Origin of the sequence: Micromonospora sp. NPDC049274 (genome assembly GCF_040678875.1) — a bacterium.
Lineage (GTDB): Bacteria > Actinomycetota > Actinomycetes > Mycobacteriales > Micromonosporaceae > Micromonospora.
Genome location: NZ_JBFAQS010000001.1, coordinates 397,646 through 414,590 on the forward strand (window position 1 = coordinate 397,646; position 16,945 = coordinate 414,590).

Consider the following 16,945-nt stretch of genomic DNA (forward strand, 5'->3'; position numbering starts at 1 on the left):
ATCTCGACGCTCACCGTCGGTGGGGTCCAGTACGGTCTGGGGACCATGGACGCGCGGGGCGGCGACGCCATCATCGGGCGGGATCATCCCGCGGGCCTGCTGCGCGCCGAGCTGGATCGGGCCGCCACCAGCCACGGCGGTCTCGTCCTGGTCACCGGTGAGCCGGGCATCGGCAAGACCACCCTCGTCACCACTGTGGCCCGGGAAGCCCGCCGGCGCGGGGCGCTCGTGCTCGGCGCGGCCTGCTGGGATTCCGACAGCGCCCCCGGCTACTGGCCGTGGGTGCAGGTGCTGCGCGTCCTGCGGCGCTCCGCCGATGACTGGGCGCTCGCCCGGCCGGACGCCGAGCCGGCCCTCGCTGCCCTGCTCGGCGAGACCAGCGCCGCCGACATGCCCAACCTCGCCGCCGCCTGGCCCGCCCAGGCCGACGGCCAGGACGAAGCCGCCTGGACCGTCCAGGAAGACGCCCGGGACGTCGCCGACCAGGAGGCGTTCGCCGTGTACGACGCGGTGACCGCCGCCCTGGTCGCGGTCTCCCAGCACCGGCCGGTGGTGGTCGTCCTCGACGATTTGCACTGGGCCGACCCGGCCTCCCTGCGGCTGCTGGCGTTCGCCGCCCAGCACACCTGGTTCGAGCGGCTGTTGCTGATCGGCACGTACCGCGACGCGGAGGTCGAGGCGGGCGAGCACCCGTTGCGCCCGCTGCTGATGCCGCTGGTCGCCAAGGCCACCACGATCACCCTCACCGGCCTCACCCGCGACGAGGTGGCCGCGTTGATGGCGCGCACCGCCGGGCGTGCGCCCGACGCCGACCTGGCCGACGAGGTGCACAGGCGTACCGGCGGCAACCCGTTCTTCGTCGAACAGACCGCCCGGCTGTGGCATGCCGACGGCACGACCGGCACCATCCCGCCCGGTGTCCGGGAGGCGGTGCGCCGGCGGCTCGACCAGTTGCCCGCGACGGTGGTCGAGGCGCTGATCGTCGCCGCCGTGCTGGGCCGCGAGTTCCACCGAGAGGTCCTGGCGGCCAGCGCGCCTGCCTCGGCGGCGCAGCTCGACCGCCTGCTCGACCAGGCGGTGACCGCCCGGCTGATGGTCAGCCGGGGCGGCGGCCGGTTCGCCTTCGCCCACGACCTGGTCCGGGAGACCCTCTACGACGGGCTCACGGCCGACGACCGGCAGTCCTGGCACGCCGCGGTGGTCCGAGCGGTGGACCCGCCGACGGCGCTGACCGACCGGCTGATCCCGGCCGACCTGGCCCGCCACGCCTACCTGGCCGGCCCCGCGCTCGACCGGGCCCGGGTCGTGGAGCTGCTGGTCGCCGCCGGGCGGGACGCGTTCGCCCGGCTCGCCGCCGACGAGGCGGCTGTGCACTTCCGCCGGGCGCTGGAGGTCGTCGAGGATCGGGCGCAGCGCGTGCGGCTGCTCGTCGACTTCGGTGAGGTGCAATATCACCACGCCGGTCGGGACGAGGCCGTACGCCTGCTCGCCGAGGCCGCGACGCTGGCCCGCACGCTCGACGACCCGGTGCTGCTGGCCCGCGTCGCGCTCACCGTGCACCGCTCCCGCCAGGTGGACACCATCCACTCGGTCGACGCCGCGGACCTGGTACGCGAGGCGTACCAGCGGTTGATCGGCGAGCCGGCCGCCACCGCGTCGGTGGGCACGCTGGTGGCGGATCTGATCACCGCGACGGAGACCATCGCCCGTTCCGGCCGCGACGACGAGGCGCTCACCTTCAGCCTGTGGGCCCGCCACGACACCACCTGGGGTCTGGGCACCGCGGCGGCACGAGCCGCGCTCACCGCCGAGATCCGGGACGTGGCCCGCCGCTCGGGCGACCGGGAGACCGAGCTGTGGGCCACCTCGCTGCGCTGGGTGGCGCTGCTGGAACTGGGCGACCCGCGCTTCGTCGAGGAGTTCACCGCCTTCGTCACCGCGGGCCAGCAGGATGACCTGGCCCGCCCCCGGATGGCGGCGGCCGTCGACGGCGGGATCATCGCTGCGTTCCGGGGTGACTTCGCCGAGGCTGACGAGCGGTTCACAGTCATCACCGACCTGTCCGACCCGGGGCATGCCGAGTTCGCCTTCATGGGCCATCACCTGCGCTGGGCCCGGCTGCTGTTGCAGGGGCGGTTCGACGAGATCGACGCGTTGCTGCGCGAGTGGGCGCCGACCGACTACCCGTACCGGGAGCTGCTGTCGGCGATCACGGCGGCCGAGCGCGGTGATGACGAGACGGCGGTGCGGCTGACCGCCGTCATCGAGGCCGCCGACATTCGCTACCCGCGTCCGGTGTCACCGCTGTGGCTGCGCCTGCGCGCGCAGGCCGCCGCCGCGTCCCGCGACCCGCAGCGCTGCGGCGACGCGCGGGCCGCGCTGACCCCGCACCGGGGGCGGTGGGCGGTGGGGCTCTTCGGCTGCGACATCAGCGGGCCCATCGACCACTGGCTCGCCGTGGTCGACGCCGCCGAGGAGCGCTGGGACGACGCGATCGCCGGATTCACGGCGGCCCGCGAGGCCGCCGACCGGATGGGCTCCCGACCCTGGTCGCTCATCGCCCGCGCCGGGCTGGTGAACGCCCTGGCCGGCCGCGACGACCCGGGTGACGCCGCGACGCTTGCCGAGCTGCGTGCCACGACCGCGCGGGACGCCACAGCCCTCGGCATGCGACAGGTACTCCTCCGGCTCGCCGCCCCGAAGCCGGCCCGCGCCGCCCCGGGTTACGTCACCGGCAGGGGCGAACACGCCGGCCCAGGCCGAACCGTTCTCCCGGGCGGGGCCGCCGGGCCGGGCAGAGTCGTCCTCCCGGGTCGGGCCGCCGAGCCAGGCCGAGTCGCGCCCCCGGGCCGGTCCGCCGGGCCAGCCCAGGTCGCCCTTCCGGGCGGGGCCGCCGAGGCGAGCCAGGCCGTCGGGCGGCGCCGGGTGACCCCGCCCGACCCGCCGGTCGAGGGGTACGCCTTTCGGCGCGACGGGCCGGTCTGGCAGCTCGCGTACGCCGGAGTCGTGGCGCACCTGCCCGACGCCAAGGGTCTGCACGACCTACACCTGCTGCTGAGCCGCCCAGGCAGCGACGTGCCGGCGGTGGAGCTGCTCGACCCGGCCGCCGGACCGGAGCTGGTGGCCGCCCGCCGGATGGGCGGCGATCCGGTCCTCGACGACGAGGCGAAGGCCCGCTACCGGCGGCACCTGACCCGCCTCGACGACGAGATCGACCGGGCCGCCGCACGCGGCGACGAGCGCAAGGCGGCCGCGCTGGACGCCGAGCGCGGCGCGCTGCTCGACGAGCTGCGCGCCGCGGCGGGGCTGGCCGGCCGGAGCCGGCGGCTGGGCGACGAGGCCGAGCGGGCGCGCAAGACGGTCACCGCGCGGATCCGGGACACGCTGCGCAAGCTCGACGAACGCCATCCGGCGCTCGGCGGTCACCTGCGGGAGTCCGTCTCGACCGGCAGCACCTGCCGCTACCTGCCGCCCGAGCCGTTGCGCTGGCGGCTCTGACCCCGTGATTCGCGGGCACGGTCAGCGGCGGTTGTACCTGTACATGGTCAACGTGCCGAAGACGAGCACGAAGCCGACGCTCCACGCCAGCAGCCACATCGTGGCGGACGGGTCCGACTCGCCAGCCATCACCGCGCGCACCGCCGCCACCAGCTGCGTCACCGGGTTGACCTTCACGAACGCCTGGAGCCAGCCGGGCATGGTGCTCGGCTCGACGAAGACGTTGCTGAGGAACGTCAGCGGGAACAGCACCATCATGCTGACCCCCATCACCGACTTCTCGCTGCGCAGGATCAGCCCGAAGAACGTCCACACCCACGAGAACGCGAACGAGAAGACCACCAGCAGCCCGATCCCGGCAGCCACCCCGGCGACGCCGCCGTCGGGTCGGAAACCGAGCGCCAACCCGACGCCGAGGATGACCAGGGCGGCGAGGACGTAGCGCAGCACGTCGCCGAAGATCATGCCGACGAGCGCGGCCGGCCGCCAGACGGGCAGCGTCCGGAAGCGGTCGAAGATGCCCTTCTCGATGTCGGTGTTGAGGCCGATGCCGGTGTACATGGTGATCATCACGACGCTTGTCACCATGATGCCGGGCAGGAAGAACTGCAGGTAGTCGCGCGGGCTGTCGGCGAGGGCGCCACCGAACAGGTACGTGAACATCAGCACCATGATGATCGGGAACGCGGTCACGTCGAAGAGCTGCTCCGGCACGTGCTTGATCTTCAGCAGGGCCCGCCAACCGAAGGTGAGCGACGCGCCCAACGCGCTGGGTCGGGGCGGTCGCGCACCCGGCGCGAGGACGGTCGCCAGCGCCTCGGCGGAGGGTACGTAGACCGACGGTGCCCGTTCGGTAGTGGTGGTGGTGTCGCTCATCGGGCTGCCTCCAGCTCGTCGTCGCGCTCGTCGGCCGACACGGCCGGGTGATCCGTCAGGGCCAGGAAGACCTCGTCCAGGCTCGGCTGACCGAGGGAGAAGTCGTCGACGACGATGCCGGCGCGGGCCAGGTCACCGAGCGCGCGGGCGGCCTGCGCGCTGGCGTCGAGGTCGCTGCCGGCCTCGCCGACCCGGGCGGTCAACGCGACCGGATCCGCGGAGAGCTGCACCGGCACGTTGAGCGCCTCGCGGACCACCAGCTCCGCCTGCGGCCGCTGACCGGGGTCCCGCAGTCGCAGGTGGACGGTGCCGGAGCCGACCGACGACTTCAGCTCCCCCGGGGTGCCCTCCGCGATCACCCGGCCGTGGTCGACCACAGCGATCCGGCCGGCGAGCTGGTCGGCCTCGTCGAGGTACTGGGTGGTCAGCAGCACTGTCGTCCCGTGCGACACCACGGCCCGGACGATCTCCCACACCTGGTTGCGGCTGCGCGGGTCGAGACCCGTCGTCGGCTCGTCGAGAAAGAGCAGGTCCGGCGTGTTGAGGATGCTCGCCGCGATGTCGATGCGCCGCCGCATCCCACCCGAGTACTTCTTCACCTGGCGGTCGCTCGCCTCGGTCAGACCGAACGCGGCGAGCAACGCCGCCGCGCGCTCGCGGGCGGCCGGCTTGCGCAGGCCGAGCAGGCGGGCGAGGAGCACCAGGTTCTCCGTACCGGTCAGATCCTCGTCGACGGAGGCGTACTGGCCGGTGAGGCTGACCCGGCTGCGAACCTTGTCCGCCTCGGCGACCACGTCGTGCCCGAACACCCGCGCGGTGCCGCCGTCGGGGCGCAGCAGGGTCGCCAGCACCCGGACCGCCGTGGTCTTGCCCGCCCCGTTCGGGCCGAGCAGGCCGTAGACGGTCCCGGCGGGCACCCGCAGGTCCATGCCGGCCAGCGCCCGGGTCTCCCCGAACGAGCGGGTGAGCCCCTCGGCCTCGATGGCCAGGCCGGTGGAACGTCTATCCATGATTCGTACCTCTCGTCCGACGTGTGCACAGACGCGCAGCGCCGTGGTTGGTGAGATCAACGACGCCGCCCACCACAAGGCGCGAGGTGACGGCCGACCGCCCGCTAGATCGGATCTAGCGGGCGCTGTTTCGGAAAGGAATGTCGGTGGGATCGGCTTGACTGGGGTCGACGAAGGGGACGGAATGGCGCAGGTACGCATCGAGCCGTGGCACGAGGATGATCTCGATCTGCTGCGGCAGCTCAATTCACCTGACACGCGCCGACACACCGGCGGCCCGGAGACCGACGAGCAGGTGCTCGCCCGGCACGACAGGTACGTGCACTTCGCCGAGGGCGGGCAGGGGTGCATGTTCACACTTGTGCTGCCGGACGGCGCGCGGGCGGGCAGCGTCGGCTACTGGGCCCGCGAGTGGCGCGACCAACAGGTGTACGAGCTGGGCTGGGCGGTGCTGCCCGCGTACCGGGGGCAGGGGCTGGCCACCGCCGCGGTGCGCGCGGCTCTCGACGTGGCCCGCGCCCGACGGGACCGTCGCTACGCGCACGCGTACCCCTCGGTCGACAACCCCGCCTCGAACGCGGTCTGCCGCAAGGCGGGCTTCACCCTGCTCGGAGAGACGAATTTCGAGTACCCGCCCGGGCAGATGATGCGTGCCAACGACTGGCAGCTCGACCTGACCGCCCCGCCGACCGGGGACTGAGGTCGGTGGGGCGGCCGTCGCCGGTCACCAGGTGGTGTCGAGGCGGTGTCGCTGCTCGGCGGTCAACTCCAGCTCCACGGCGGCCAGGCTCTCCTCAAGCTGGGCCACCGAGGACGCTCCCACCAGAGGAATCGACGGCAGGTCACCGCCCAGCAGCCAGGCGAGCACCACCTGGTTCACAGTCGCGCCGGTCTGGCCCGCCACCTCCCGCAGGACGGCCAGCCGCCGGGGCGCGCTCGGCAGGTCGTACGCCGAGCTGAGCGGCTTGTCGGCCCGGGTGAACGCCCCCTTGAGCAGCGGCGAGTACGCCACAAGGGTCAGCTCCGGCTCGGCGCGCAGGTAGCTGAGCAGGTCGCCGCCCACTCCGCCCGGCTCGCCGTCCGGGTCCAGCTCGCTGGCCAGGTCGGTGCGGTTGGGCAGGTAACTGCGGTGGTACTGGAGCACCTCGTACCCCGGGAGGCCGGCCGCTGCGGCGAGGGCCCGGGCACGCTCCACCCGCCACGCCCGGTGGTTGCTCGCGCCCAGCAGGCCCACAGTCCCCTCGGCGACCAGCTCGGCGAAGCCCTCCACCGTCTCGGCGAGCGGCACCGTCCGGTCCTCGATGTGTGCGTAGAGCAGGTCCAGCCGTTCCACGCCGAGCCGGTCGCGGCTGCGCTGCGCCGACTCGCGGATCACCTTCGCCGACAGGCCCTCGGCGTTGTCCAGGTAACTCGTGCCGGGGGCCAGCGGGCGGGCACCCAGCTTGGTGGCTATGACGATCTCGGCGCCGATGCCCCGGCTGCGCCGCCATCGCCCGAGCAGCTCCTCACTCTGCCCGCCCTGCGAGCCGTCGACCCAGAAGGCGTAGTTGTCCGACGTGTCGATGAACGTGCCGCCCGCCTCGACGTACCGGTCGAGGATCGCGTACGAGGTGGCCTCGTCGGTGGCGCTGCCGAACAGCATGGCCCCGAGGCTGAGCACGCTGACCTCGCGCCGGGTCGCCGGGTCGGTGCCGATCGTGCGGTACCGCATGGGATCTCCTTCCGTGCGCCCTGCCGGTGGGCGCCCGAGGACCACAGTGGTGGCTGGAGTGCGCTCCAGGTCAAGTGCTCGTCCTCACCAGGGGAGTACGCCGTACCCGCCGTCGGCGTCCATCTGGAAGCCCCACAGCAGTCCGCTCGGCCCGTCGGCCGGCAGCGTCGCCAGGCGCACGCTCACCTCGGCACCCTGCTCGGCGGTGCGGAAGCCGCTGTTGCCGTTCAGGTCGGTGGCGCAGTAGCCGGGGTTCGCCGCGTTCGCCTTGATCGGGGTGTCGCGCAGCTCCTTGGCGTACATGGCGGTGAGCATGTTCAGCGCTGCCTTCGACGACGGGTACGGCACCGAGGTCAACTCGAACAGCGCGCCGTTTGGGTCGGTCATCACCGCGATCGAGCCGACCTCGCTGGAGACGTTGACGATCCGGGCGGCCGGTGCCCGGCGCAACAGCGGCAGAAGCGCGTTGGTCACCGTCACCACCCCGAAGACGTTCGTCTCGTACAGCCGGCGCAGCGTGGCCACTGTCGTCTCGCTCGGCAGCCCTCGCGCACCGTCGGCGAGGACGATGCCGGCGTTGTTGACAAGCACGTCCAGACGGCCGTACTCCGCCTCCACCAGCTTCGCGGCGGCGGCCACCGACCCGGCGTCGGTGACGTCCAGCGGTACGAACACCGCGTCGGCACCACCGTCGCGCAGCTCCCGCTCCGCGGCCCGACCGCGCTCGGCGTCGCGTGCGCCCACCAGGACTGTCATCCCGAGGCCGCCGAGCTGTCGTGCGGTGGCGAAGCCGATTCCCTTGTTGGCCCCGGTGATCAGGGCGACCATGTTCGTCATGCCGTCGAGCCTCACCCCGGCGGCGGCCCGTGGACAGGGACGGGCCGAGGCTGGGACCGGCGATACCACCCTGACCGGCCCCGCCCGGGGCATGCTGGTGTGATGACGAGCAGCGGCCTGCGGCGTGACGAACTGGCGGCGTTCCTGCGCACCCGCCGCGCCCGCCTGAGCCCCGCCGAGGTCGGCCTCCCCGACGGGACGCGTCGGCGCACCCCCGGGCTGCGTCGGCAGGAGGTCGCCCAGCTCGCCGGGATGTCGATCGACTACTACATCCGGTTGGAGCAGGGCCGCGGCCCACACCCGTCCCGGCAGGTGCTCGCCGCGATGGCCCGGGCGCTGCTGCTGAGCCGCGACGAGCGGGAGTACCTGTTCCGGATCGCCGGGGAGCACGCGCCCTCGACCGTCGGCCCGAGCCGGGAGGTGACCCCCGGGCTGCGGCACCTGCTCGACTCCATGAGCGAGTCGCCGGCGTACCTCGTCGACGCCGCGTACCACGTGCTGGCCTGGAACCGTCTGGCCACGCACTTCGTGGGGGATCTCGCGGCCGTGCCGGACGCGGAGCGCAACATGATCCGTTGGACGTTCCGGCAGCCGATGACCGACGCCCACTGGACCGACGCCGACGCACGCCGGTTCGTGCACAGCACGGTGGCGGACCTGCGGGCCGCCTACGGCCGCTACCCGGCGGACCCGGCGATCCGCGAGCTGGTCACCGAACTGCTCGGCACCTCGCCCCGGTTCGCTCGGCTGTGGGCCGAGCATGACGTCGAGGAGCGCCGTCCCGTCGTGAAGCGGGTGGCGCATCCCGAGCTGGGGCCGTTGGAGTTCGAGTGCCGTGTGCTGCTGGTGCCGGAGACCGAGCAGCGGCTGATCGTCTACGTCGCCGAGCCGGACTCGCCGACCCAGGCGGTGTTCCGCCGGTTGGCCGAGCGCGTCGACTCCTGACCCCGAGGGCGATCGTGCTGCCGCTCGGTCAGCGCACTGACCGAGCGGCAGCACCGGCCGGCGAGCGTCAGCGGGGTACGTAGGCGAAGGTGTCCGGGTTCGGGCCGGTCCGCCCGGCCTCACCCTTGTCCAGCCCGGTGATCCGCTCCATCGCCGCGTCGTCCAGCTCGAAGTCGAAGATCCGGGTGTTCTCCTCGATCCGCTTCGGCGTGGTCGACTTCGGGAAGATGATGTCGCCGCGCTGCACGTGCCACCGCAGCACCACCTGCGCCGGGGTACGGCCGAGCTGCTCGGCGATGTCCACGACCGTCGGGTCGTTCAGCACCTTGCCCTGGGCGATCGGCGACCACGCCTCGGTGAGGATGTTGTGCTCGAGGCCGTAGGCGCGGACCTCGTCGTTGACGAAGTACGGGTGCGCCTCGATCTGGTTGACCGCCGGCACCACGCTCGCCTCGTCGGCCAGCCGTCGCAGGTGCGCCACCTGGAAGTTCGACACGCCGATCGAGCGGGCCCGACCGTCGCGCTGGAACTCCTCCAGCACCTTCCAGGTCGAGACGTAGTCGCCGTCGTAGAGCGTCGGCAGCGGCCAGTGGATCAGGAACAGGTCGATGTAGTCCATCTTCAACGCGGACAGCGTCGAGTCGAACGCCTTGCGGGCGTCGTCCGGGCGGTGGAAGCCGTTGTTCAGCTTGCTTGTCACGTAGACGTCGCCCCGGTCGAGGCCGGACACGCGGACCGCCTCGCCGACCTCGGCCTCGTTGCCGTACATCTCGGCGGTGTCGATGTGCCGGTAGCCGGTCTCCAGCGCCGTGGTCACCGCCGCGACGGTGTCCTTCGGCTCGATCTGGAACACCCCGAAGCCGAGCTGCGGGATGGTGGTGCCGTCGTTCAGGCTGATGTCAGGAATCGTGTTCGCCATTGCGGCTCCTTCGCGTCTTCGGTATCCGTCATCCATACCCGGGCAGGCGAAGGATCCACCGCCCAACCCGGGGTGACGAGCGCAACGTCGGCCCGGTTCACCCGGTCGTGTCGAACAACACCGGCCAGGGCCGTTCCGCAGGCGCCGAGGACGGCGTGGGCGGTGCCGGCTCGGCGACGGCCAGCACCTCGGCGGCGAGCTGCCCGACCATCGGCGCCGCCGGATGTGCGGCCCGTTCCGGCCAGACCGCCGAGGTGCGCTTCGCGAGCGAGGCGTCGGCGATCGGCCGCCACGCGAGCCGGGGTTCCCGGCGTGCCAGCGTCGCCGGCTCCACGGCCACGCCGCCACCGGCCAGCACCAGCCCGAACAGGAACTCCGGGTTGCGCGCCGGCCGCACCCGCGCCGGCCGCCACCCGTGCCGCCGGCAGACCGCGAGCAGGTGGTCGTGCCAGCCCGGCGCGGTGGCCCGGGGCGCGGCCACCAGGTCCAGGCCGGCGAGCGCGGCGAGCGGCACCTCCCGGCCGCGGGCCAGCGGCGAGGTCCGCGGTAGCAACACTCCCAGGGGTACGTCCACCGGGGCGCCGAAGCGCAGCCCGTCCGCCTGGACCGGATGGTGCACGAGGCCCACGTCCAACCTCCGCTCGGTGAGCATCCGTACCTGCTCGGCGGTGGTCAGCTCGTGCAGCTCCACGTCCAGGCCGGGCGCTCGACAGGTGAGCTGGTCCAGCAGGGCGCGCAGCGTCACCGCCGGGGTCTCCGGCGGCACACCGGCACGCAGGACGCCCAGCTCGCCCGCGCGGACCTGCCCCATGAGGTTGCGCAGCCGGCCCTCGCCGGCGAGCAGCTCCTCGGCCTCGGCGAGCAGCAGACCGCCGGCGGTGGTGAGCCGCACCTGGCGGCGGGACCTGTCGAACAGCTCGACCGCGAGCTCCCGTTCCAGCCGCTGGATCGACTGACTCAACGGCGGCTGGGCCATCCCGAGCAGTTCGGCCGCCCGCCCGAAGTGCAGCTCGTGGGCGACGACCACGAAGTGCCGCAGGTGCCGGAGCAGGTCCACGGCCGGACCCTACGCCAGCGGCGGAACACCCCCACTGGATACCGTGCCCGGGTGGATGTGGGGGAGCGGATCGAGGCGATCTTCGCGGGCGTCGGGGTGACGGCCAGCCTGCACGTCGTCGACCTGGACGCGGTGGACGCGGACGCGGTGGACGGGCAGGTAGGGGTGCGTGCCGACGAGCAGGTGGTGATCGCGTCGATCTTCAAGATCCTGCTGGTGCTGGAGTTCGCCCGGCAGGTCGACGCCGGCCAGCTCGACCCCACCGAACGGGTGCTGGTCACCGCCGCCGACCGGCTCGGCGGGTGGGGGCTGGCCGGCTGCGCCGACGACGCCGAGGTGTCGCTGCGCGACCTCGCGTACTTCGCCATGTCGGTCAGCGACAACACAGCCGCCGACCTGCTGCTGCGTCGGGTCGGCCTGGACCTGCTGCCGATGCTCGCCGCCGAGCTGGGGCTGACCCGCACCCGCGTCCTCGGCGGTCCTCGGGAGCTGGTCGAGCTGATGCTCGCCGATGTGGGCGCACGGACCGAGGTGGAGTTCGCGCGGATCTTCCCGACGCTGCCGGCAGAGCGGGTCCGGGCGATGCGGGTCTTCGACCCCGCGCACACCACCAGCAGCACCGCCCGGGAGATCACCCGGCTGCTCACCCTGATCTGGCGGGACGAGGCCGGGTCGGCGGCCGCCTGCGCGATGGTCCGCGCCTGGATGGCTCGGCAGATCTTCTGGACCCGGCTCGCGGCCGGCTTTCCGCCCGGTGTCCGCGTGTCCGGGAAGACCGGCACCCTGCCCGGCCTGCACCTGGAGGCCGGCGTCGCCGAATACCCCGACGGCGGCCGGTACGCCATCGCCGTCTTCGCCCGCGCCGACGAGCTGACCCCGCGCCGGATCGACGTGGACCTGGCGATGGGTAAGGCCGCCCGCACGGCCGTCGAGGCGCTGCGCGGCGGCTGAGTTTTCCGCGCGTCCGAGCGCCGACAGGCAGCCGTTGAGCAGGCACGATATGCCGGGACGTATCGGAGGTGGCAGCGTTCGATCTTGGACCGGGGCGCGGTGGCGCTGGTTGGCTCGTGTCGACCGATCACCCGAACACGGGGAGCAGATCCGCATGTCCAACCTCGACCGCCGTCGCTTCCTGCGCGACGCCGCAGCCACCACCGCCCTGGTCTCGGCCGGTGGCCTCGCCGCCACCTCCACCACCCCGGCCCAGGCCGCGCCGCCGGCCGCCGCGCCGACACCCGCCGCCCGCCGCACCGGCGCGGTCAGCTTCCGCTGGTGGGGTACGGCCGGCTGGCGCATCGACATCGCCGACCGGACAGTCCTGGTCGACCCGTTCCTCAGCCGCATCGACACAGGGCTGTTCGCCGGCGCGTTCAAGACCGACGCCCCGTTGACAGTGCGCACCGACGTGATCGATCCGCGCGTCGAGAAGGCCACGACAGTCCTGGTCACGCACACCCACTGGGACCACTTCATGGACGTCCCGTACATCGCCGGGCGCACCGGCGCGCGGGTGTTCGGCACGCTCACCGCGTACCACCTGGGGTTGGCCTACGGGGTGCCGGCGACGCAGCTCAGCGCCGTGAAGGGCGGGGAGGTGCTCGACTTCGGCGACCACAGCATCGAGGTGGTCGGCTCGCTGCACAGCCGCAACGCGTCGTACTCCGTGGCCTTCCCCGGGGTGCGGGTGAGCCAGCCGGCGCGGCCCGCGACCATCGCGGACCTCCCGGAGGGCGACACGTTGGGATACCTGCTGCGGGTCGAACGCGGCCCGTCGGTCTACTTCACCGGGGCCAGCGACGTGGCCGAGCGCAACCTCTCCGGCCTGGCGCCGGACGTGGCGATGGTGGCCATGCAGAGCGCCACCACCACAGGCGACTACCTGCCCCGGCTGCTGGCCGGTCTGGACTACCCGAAGGTCGTCGTGCCGGTGCACTGGGACAACTTCGAGACGCCGTTGCAGAACCCGCCGGTCGTGGCACCTGCCGACCGCGCCCGGCTCGACGACATGATCGCGGCGGTGCGTCGGATCTCGCCGCGCAGCCGGGTGCTGGTGCCCGAGTACGAGACCGCGTACCGCTTCTGACCGGATCCGGGCGGGCGTCCACGCCCGCCCGGTCAGCCGGCGGTCAGCTCCGCGAGGGCACGCACCGACTTCCAGTTGCGGGTGGTGGCCACCACACCGAGCTTCTTCTCCAGGTAGGCGTTCGTGAACTTCGACCGGCCGTAGCCGCCATCGGGGAAGTGCAGGAACACCTCCCGGCCGGTCACCGTGAACGACACGTTCTCACCGCCGGGCACGGTGAGAGCATCCACCGTGGACTCCCTTGGAGCAGTGGCGAGGAAGGCCACCAGCAGTCTCTTCGGGTCGTCCTCGCGGTCGGCGTACGGGTTGCCGCCGGCGACCGCCGCCAGCTCCCGGCCGCTGCGCACCAGCACCGGCACTGTCAACGACAGCTCGTCGGTGAGCGCCCGCTCGATCCCGGCGGCCAGCTTCTCCGCGTCGCGGACCGAACTGCCGAAGGCCACGTTGCCGCTCTGCAGGTACGTCGTGACGTCCTCATGGCCGAGGTCGGTGACGATCCGGCGCAGGTCGGCCATCGCCAGCCGGACGCTGCCGACGTTGACTCCGCGCAGCAGGGCGACGTAACGGGTCATCCCGTCCTCCTCCGTCCACATGGGTACGGCGTCAGCCTAGCGGTGTGCGCGGAGCTGTCGGACGGGATCGGTAGGCTCCCACTGCCGGCCGCCACTCAGCGAATCGCCGGTCTTTCCTGGAGGTCAGCTTTGATCCGTTCCCGTTTTGCCGTGGCGATCGCCGTCGCCGCGGCGACGGCGATCGTGGGGCTTCCCGCGACCGCACACGCCGACGATGTCCCGATCGTCACGTCCGCCCACAGCGACTACGACCTCGATCGGGGCACGCTGCTGGTGTCCATCACGTCGCCCAGCGACGTCACCGATGTCCGTGCGCACATCCGCGATTACAACACCGGGGCGGAGGTTGCCGTTCAGGAGAACTTCTACCTCCAGTCCGGCACCGAGCGGGACGGCGTGTGGCGATCCAGTCCGATCATCCTCGACAAGCTCGGCTACTACCGGGTCGACGTGGAGGTCAGCGACGAGGCCGGGCACCACGTCACCCAGACCGATGCCGGCGACCTGGACTACTCAGTGGTCACGTTCTTCGACAACGTCACGCTGAACCGCACCACGGTGACCTATGAGAACCGCAACGTGACGGTGCGGGGATGGCTCAAGGGCCGCTGGCCGGGCAGCCGCGAGATCAGGTCACTGGGGAAGTTCCCCATGTCGGTGAACGCCGACCTCAGTTGGGACGCGGTCACCACCAGGGCCGATGGTTCCTTCACCGGCACGGTCACGATCGGCCGCAAGGACGAGATGGTGTACGCGGCCTACAGCTATGACAACGACCATCTCTTCCACGGCTCGTCGCGGTCGGCCGAGACCACCATCGCGATCACCAAGCGGCCGATGCGGATCACCATCGGGGCGGATCGACCCAAGATCCTCAAGGATGAGACCGTCACGGTGAGCGGCCAGCTGACCTGGCGGACGCCGGAGGGTTGGGTGCCGGTGCCCGGTGTGCAGCCCGTGGTCTCCCTCTGCTCGAGTGTCGACTACTGCCAGACGTTCCTCGGCTCCGCCACCACCGACGCGGACGGGCGATACTCGCTGACCGTCTCCCCGTACCAGAGCGGCCGCCTCCAGGTCGGCTACTCGATGAACGACGAGTTCGTCAGCTCCGTGACCGCCAGCACGAACATCTCCGTGCTGCAACCGGCCGCCTTCCGGAGCTTCTCGGCCGTCCGGGAGAACGCGACGACCGTGGCGCTCAGCGGCGAAATTGAGTTCAACGGCGGGATCTCCCCGGGGACGCTGCCGCTGAAGGTGCAGTTCTCGGCGACCGGCGAAGACGGCACCTGGGCCACCCCGGCAACCATCTACGCGGGCGGCAGTTACGACTTCGCCACGTCGATCTACAAGAAGACGGCCGGTTACTGGCGAGTCGTCTACCCCGGCACCTCGACCGACTTCCAGTCGGCGACCAGCGCGTCGGTGTACGTCAGCTGATCTTGGTAGGCGCGGGAGCGTCTCTCCGCGGGTGCTCCCGCGCCTACCCTCCTGAGTCACCCCGACCGGCCCGGCCCGACCAGGCCCGTCTCGTACGCGACGATGACCAGTTGCGCCCTGTCGCGTAGGGCCAGCTTGGTCAGCAACCGCCCGACGTGGGTCTTCACGGTGGCCTGGCTGAGGTTGAGGTGCGCGGCCAACTCCGCGTTGGACAGGCCCCGGGCGATCAACGCGAGCACCTCCCGTTCCCGATCGGTCACCCCGTCGAGCTGCCGGGGCAGTGGCCGGGTCGGCTCCGGCTGCCGCGCGAACTCGTCGATCAGCCGGCGGGTCACCGTCGGCGCGAGCAGGCCCTCACCGGCGGCGACCACCCGGATCCCCGCCAGCAGGTCCGCTGGTGGGGTGTCCTTGAGCAGGAAGCCGCTGGCGCCCGCGCGCAGCGCCCCGTAGACGTACTCGTCCAGGTCGAACGTGGTCAGGATGATGACCCGGGTGCCTGCCGTCGCCGGGTCGGCGCAGATCCGCCGGGTCGCCTCGATGCCGTCCATCTCCGGCATCCGGACGTCCATCAACACCACGTCCGGCCGGTGCTGTCCGGCCAACGCGACGGCCTGCGCGCCGGTGCCCGCCTCGCCGACAGTCGTGCAGTCCCCGGCGAGATCGACAAGCAGCCGGAAACTGCCGCGCAGCAGCGCCTGGTCGTCGGCGATCAGCACGCGGATCACGCGGCCACCCGGTACGGCAGGCTGGCCGTCACCGCGAAGCCGCCGTCAGAGCGCGGCCCGGCCCGGAACTCACCCCCGTGCAACGCCACCCGTTCCCGCATGCCGATCAACCCGTGCCCCTCCCCGCCGATCAGGACCGGCCGTCGGCCGTCGTCGGTCACCTCCACCCGTACCTCGTCGGGCGTGACGGTCACCGTGGCCCGGCAGGCCGCCGGCGCCGCGTGCTTCACCACGTTCGTCACCGCCTCCTGCACGATCCGGTACACCGCGAGGCCCACCGACTCCGGCACCGCGCCGACCGGTTCCTCCCGCCGGACGTCGAGCCGGACGTCGACCCCGCCGATCGCCGCCTGCCGGGCGAGCACCTGCAACTCGTCCAACCCCGGCGTCGGGGCGTACGGGGTGCCCTCGCGCAGGACGCCCAGCACGCGCCGGACGTCGGTCAGCGCGGTGCGGCCGGTCTCCTCGATCACCCGCAGCGCGGCCCCCGCCTCACGCGGATCGACCTCGGCTACATGGTTGGCGACGGCCGCCTTCACCACGATGAGGCTCAGCGTGTGCGCGACCACGTCGTGCAGCTCCCGTGCCACCCGTAACCGCTCCTCGGCGGCGGCCTGCCGGACCAGGTGCTCGCCCTGCCGGGCGGCGAGGGCACGTCGCTCCCGGAGCAGCCAGCCGATCACCCAGGCCGGCGCGATCATGACGGCGGCGTAGACGACCGCGCCGGTCCGCGACCAGAGGTCGCCCGCGGTCAGCACCAGGGCGACGCTCACCAGAGCGAGACAACCGGCCGCGCTGAGCAGCGAGCGGCGCGTGGTGGTCGACACGGCCACCGTGTAGAAGGACAGGCCGATGGCGAGGGCCGGCGCGGCGGCGGCGAAGTTGGGGATCACCCCGGTGATCAGGGCGACGGTGGTGACGGCGCTGATCACGACGGCGACGGGGATCGGCCACCGTCGGCGGGCGGCCAGCGGCAGGCCGAGGGCCATCCCGACGAGCACCGACACCCAGAGCGGCTCGTGCACGCCCCCGCGCAGCGGGGACTCCAGAGCCGCGTACGGGCAGAGCAGCCCACCGACCGCCACGGCGAGCACGGCGTCCACGACGTACAGGTCCACCGGTCGCAGCCGTCGGGTCAACAGGAGAGCGGTCACCTGTCCGACCGTATCGGCCGGCGGGCCGGACCGCGTCCACCCGTGGGGGGTCATCCCCGAGGACGATCCGACCGTGCCTGCGGGCCTTCGCCTCCGCCCGGGGGAGGGCCGGAAAGTGCCA

The 16,945-nt window shown here is 72.5% G+C and carries 15 protein-coding genes; 6 read left to right on the top strand and 9 right to left on the bottom strand.

Annotated features, from left to right (window positions below):
• Positions 1-45: 45 nt before the first annotated feature.
• A complete protein-coding gene (locus AB0K10_RS01780; protein ID WP_363678924.1) occupies positions 46-3,498 on the top strand; it encodes an AAA family ATPase in 3,453 nt (1,150 codons plus the stop codon).
• Positions 3,499-3,519: 21 nt separating this feature from the next.
• Here the strand turns inward: AB0K10_RS01780 and AB0K10_RS01785 are convergent, their stop codons facing one another.
• Both AB0K10_RS01785 and AB0K10_RS01790 read right to left on the bottom strand, forming a co-directional pair.
• Positions 3,520-4,374 carry an ABC transporter permease gene (locus AB0K10_RS01785; RefSeq protein ID WP_363678926.1) on the bottom strand — a complete coding sequence of 285 codons (855 nt, stop codon included), beginning with the start codon at positions 4,372-4,374 and terminating at the stop codon, positions 3,520-3,522.
• Positions 4,371-5,384 carry an ATP-binding cassette domain-containing protein gene (locus AB0K10_RS01790; protein WP_363678928.1) on the bottom strand — a complete coding sequence of 338 codons (1,014 nt, stop codon included), beginning with the start codon at positions 5,382-5,384 and terminating at the stop codon, positions 4,371-4,373. The genes AB0K10_RS01785 and AB0K10_RS01790 overlap by 4 nt, the downstream gene beginning before the upstream one ends.
• Before the next feature lie 184 nt (positions 5,385-5,568).
• On the opposite strand from AB0K10_RS01790, the gene AB0K10_RS01795 reads away from it, so the two are divergent.
• Positions 5,569-6,084: a GNAT family N-acetyltransferase gene (locus AB0K10_RS01795; RefSeq protein ID WP_363678930.1), complete on the top strand. Its 516-nt coding sequence runs from the start codon at positions 5,569-5,571 to the stop codon at positions 6,082-6,084.
• Positions 6,085-6,108: 24 nt separating this feature from the next.
• On the opposite strand, the gene AB0K10_RS01800 is transcribed toward AB0K10_RS01795, so the two are convergent.
• Positions 6,109-7,095, bottom strand: coding sequence for an aldo/keto reductase (locus tag AB0K10_RS01800; RefSeq protein ID WP_363678932.1), 987 nt, complete (start codon positions 7,093-7,095; stop codon positions 6,109-6,111).
• Between the two features lie 84 nt (positions 7,096-7,179).
• On the bottom strand, positions 7,180-7,932 hold the full coding sequence (locus AB0K10_RS01805; RefSeq protein ID WP_363678934.1) for an SDR family oxidoreductase: 753 nt from the start codon (positions 7,930-7,932) through the stop codon (positions 7,180-7,182).
• A 102-nt stretch (positions 7,933-8,034) separates the two neighbouring features.
• Here AB0K10_RS01805 and AB0K10_RS01810 point away from each other — a divergent pair, with 102 nt between their 5' ends.
• The gene (locus tag AB0K10_RS01810) at positions 8,035-8,877 is read left to right on the top strand and encodes a helix-turn-helix transcriptional regulator (protein WP_363678936.1); all 843 of its coding nucleotides are present in this window, start codon (positions 8,035-8,037) and stop codon (positions 8,875-8,877) included.
• A 67-nt stretch (positions 8,878-8,944) separates the two neighbouring features.
• Here AB0K10_RS01810 and AB0K10_RS01815 read toward each other — a convergent pair whose 3' ends face one another.
• Together AB0K10_RS01815 and AB0K10_RS01820 are read right to left on the bottom strand one after the other, a co-directional pair.
• Positions 8,945-9,796 carry an aldo/keto reductase gene (locus AB0K10_RS01815; RefSeq protein ID WP_363678938.1) on the bottom strand — a complete coding sequence of 284 codons (852 nt, stop codon included), beginning with the start codon at positions 9,794-9,796 and terminating at the stop codon, positions 8,945-8,947.
• 97 nt (positions 9,797-9,893) lie between these two features.
• The gene (locus tag AB0K10_RS01820) at positions 9,894-10,853 is read right to left on the bottom strand and encodes a LysR family transcriptional regulator (RefSeq protein ID WP_363678940.1); all 960 of its coding nucleotides are present in this window, start codon (positions 10,851-10,853) and stop codon (positions 9,894-9,896) included.
• A gap of 51 nt (positions 10,854-10,904) precedes the next feature.
• Between AB0K10_RS01820 and AB0K10_RS01825 the strand changes: the two genes are divergently transcribed.
• Positions 10,905-11,804: a serine hydrolase gene (locus AB0K10_RS01825; RefSeq protein WP_363678942.1), complete on the top strand. Its 900-nt coding sequence runs from the start codon at positions 10,905-10,907 to the stop codon at positions 11,802-11,804.
• Between the two features lie 154 nt (positions 11,805-11,958).
• Positions 11,959-12,936 (top strand): MBL fold metallo-hydrolase, encoded by a 978-nt coding sequence (locus AB0K10_RS01830; RefSeq protein WP_363678944.1) that lies wholly within the window; start codon positions 11,959-11,961, stop codon positions 12,934-12,936.
• A gap of 32 nt (positions 12,937-12,968) precedes the next feature.
• Here the strand turns inward: AB0K10_RS01830 and AB0K10_RS01835 are convergent, their stop codons facing one another.
• A complete protein-coding gene (locus AB0K10_RS01835) occupies positions 12,969-13,508 on the bottom strand; it encodes a DUF1697 domain-containing protein (RefSeq protein WP_363678946.1) in 540 nt (179 codons plus the stop codon).
• Positions 13,509-13,658: 150 nt separating this feature from the next.
• Here AB0K10_RS01835 and AB0K10_RS01840 point away from each other — a divergent pair, with 150 nt between their 5' ends.
• Positions 13,659-14,945 carry a hypothetical protein gene (locus AB0K10_RS01840; protein WP_363678948.1) on the top strand — a complete coding sequence of 429 codons (1,287 nt, stop codon included), beginning with the start codon at positions 13,659-13,661 and terminating at the stop codon, positions 14,943-14,945.
• Positions 14,946-15,001: 56 nt separating this feature from the next.
• Here AB0K10_RS01840 and AB0K10_RS01845 read toward each other — a convergent pair whose 3' ends face one another.
• Together AB0K10_RS01845 and AB0K10_RS01850 are read right to left on the bottom strand one after the other, a co-directional pair.
• On the bottom strand, positions 15,002-15,670 hold the full coding sequence (locus tag AB0K10_RS01845; protein ID WP_363678950.1) for a response regulator transcription factor: 669 nt from the start codon (positions 15,668-15,670) through the stop codon (positions 15,002-15,004).
• Positions 15,667-16,824, bottom strand: coding sequence for a sensor histidine kinase (locus AB0K10_RS01850; RefSeq protein WP_363678952.1), 1,158 nt, complete (start codon positions 16,822-16,824; stop codon positions 15,667-15,669). Before AB0K10_RS01850 ends, AB0K10_RS01845 begins: the two co-directional genes overlap by 4 nt.
• Between the last annotated feature and the right edge of the window lie 121 nt (positions 16,825-16,945).

Bases quoted from the DNA above. Each gene is read 5' to 3' on its own strand.
- AB0K10_RS01780 (WP_363678924.1), top strand. From the start codon at position 46: ATGGACGCGCGGGGCGGCGACGCCATCATCGGGCGGGATCATCCCGCG.
- AB0K10_RS01785 (WP_363678926.1), bottom strand. From the start codon at position 4,374: ATGAGCGACACCACCACCACTACCGAACGGGCACCGTCGGTCTACGTA.
- AB0K10_RS01790 (WP_363678928.1), bottom strand. From the start codon at position 5,384: ATGGATAGACGTTCCACCGGCCTGGCCATCGAGGCCGAGGGGCTCACC.
- AB0K10_RS01795 (WP_363678930.1), top strand. From the start codon at position 5,569: ATGGCGCAGGTACGCATCGAGCCGTGGCACGAGGATGATCTCGATCTG.
- AB0K10_RS01800 (WP_363678932.1), bottom strand. From the start codon at position 7,095: ATGCGGTACCGCACGATCGGCACCGACCCGGCGACCCGGCGCGAGGTC.
- AB0K10_RS01805 (WP_363678934.1), bottom strand. From the start codon at position 7,932: ATGACGAACATGGTCGCCCTGATCACCGGGGCCAACAAGGGAATCGGC.
- AB0K10_RS01810 (WP_363678936.1), top strand. From the start codon at position 8,035: ATGACGAGCAGCGGCCTGCGGCGTGACGAACTGGCGGCGTTCCTGCGC.
- AB0K10_RS01815 (WP_363678938.1), bottom strand. From the start codon at position 9,796: ATGGCGAACACGATTCCTGACATCAGCCTGAACGACGGCACCACCATC.
- AB0K10_RS01830 (WP_363678944.1), top strand. From the start codon at position 11,959: ATGTCCAACCTCGACCGCCGTCGCTTCCTGCGCGACGCCGCAGCCACC.
- AB0K10_RS01835 (WP_363678946.1), bottom strand. From the start codon at position 13,508: ATGACCCGTTACGTCGCCCTGCTGCGCGGAGTCAACGTCGGCAGCGTC.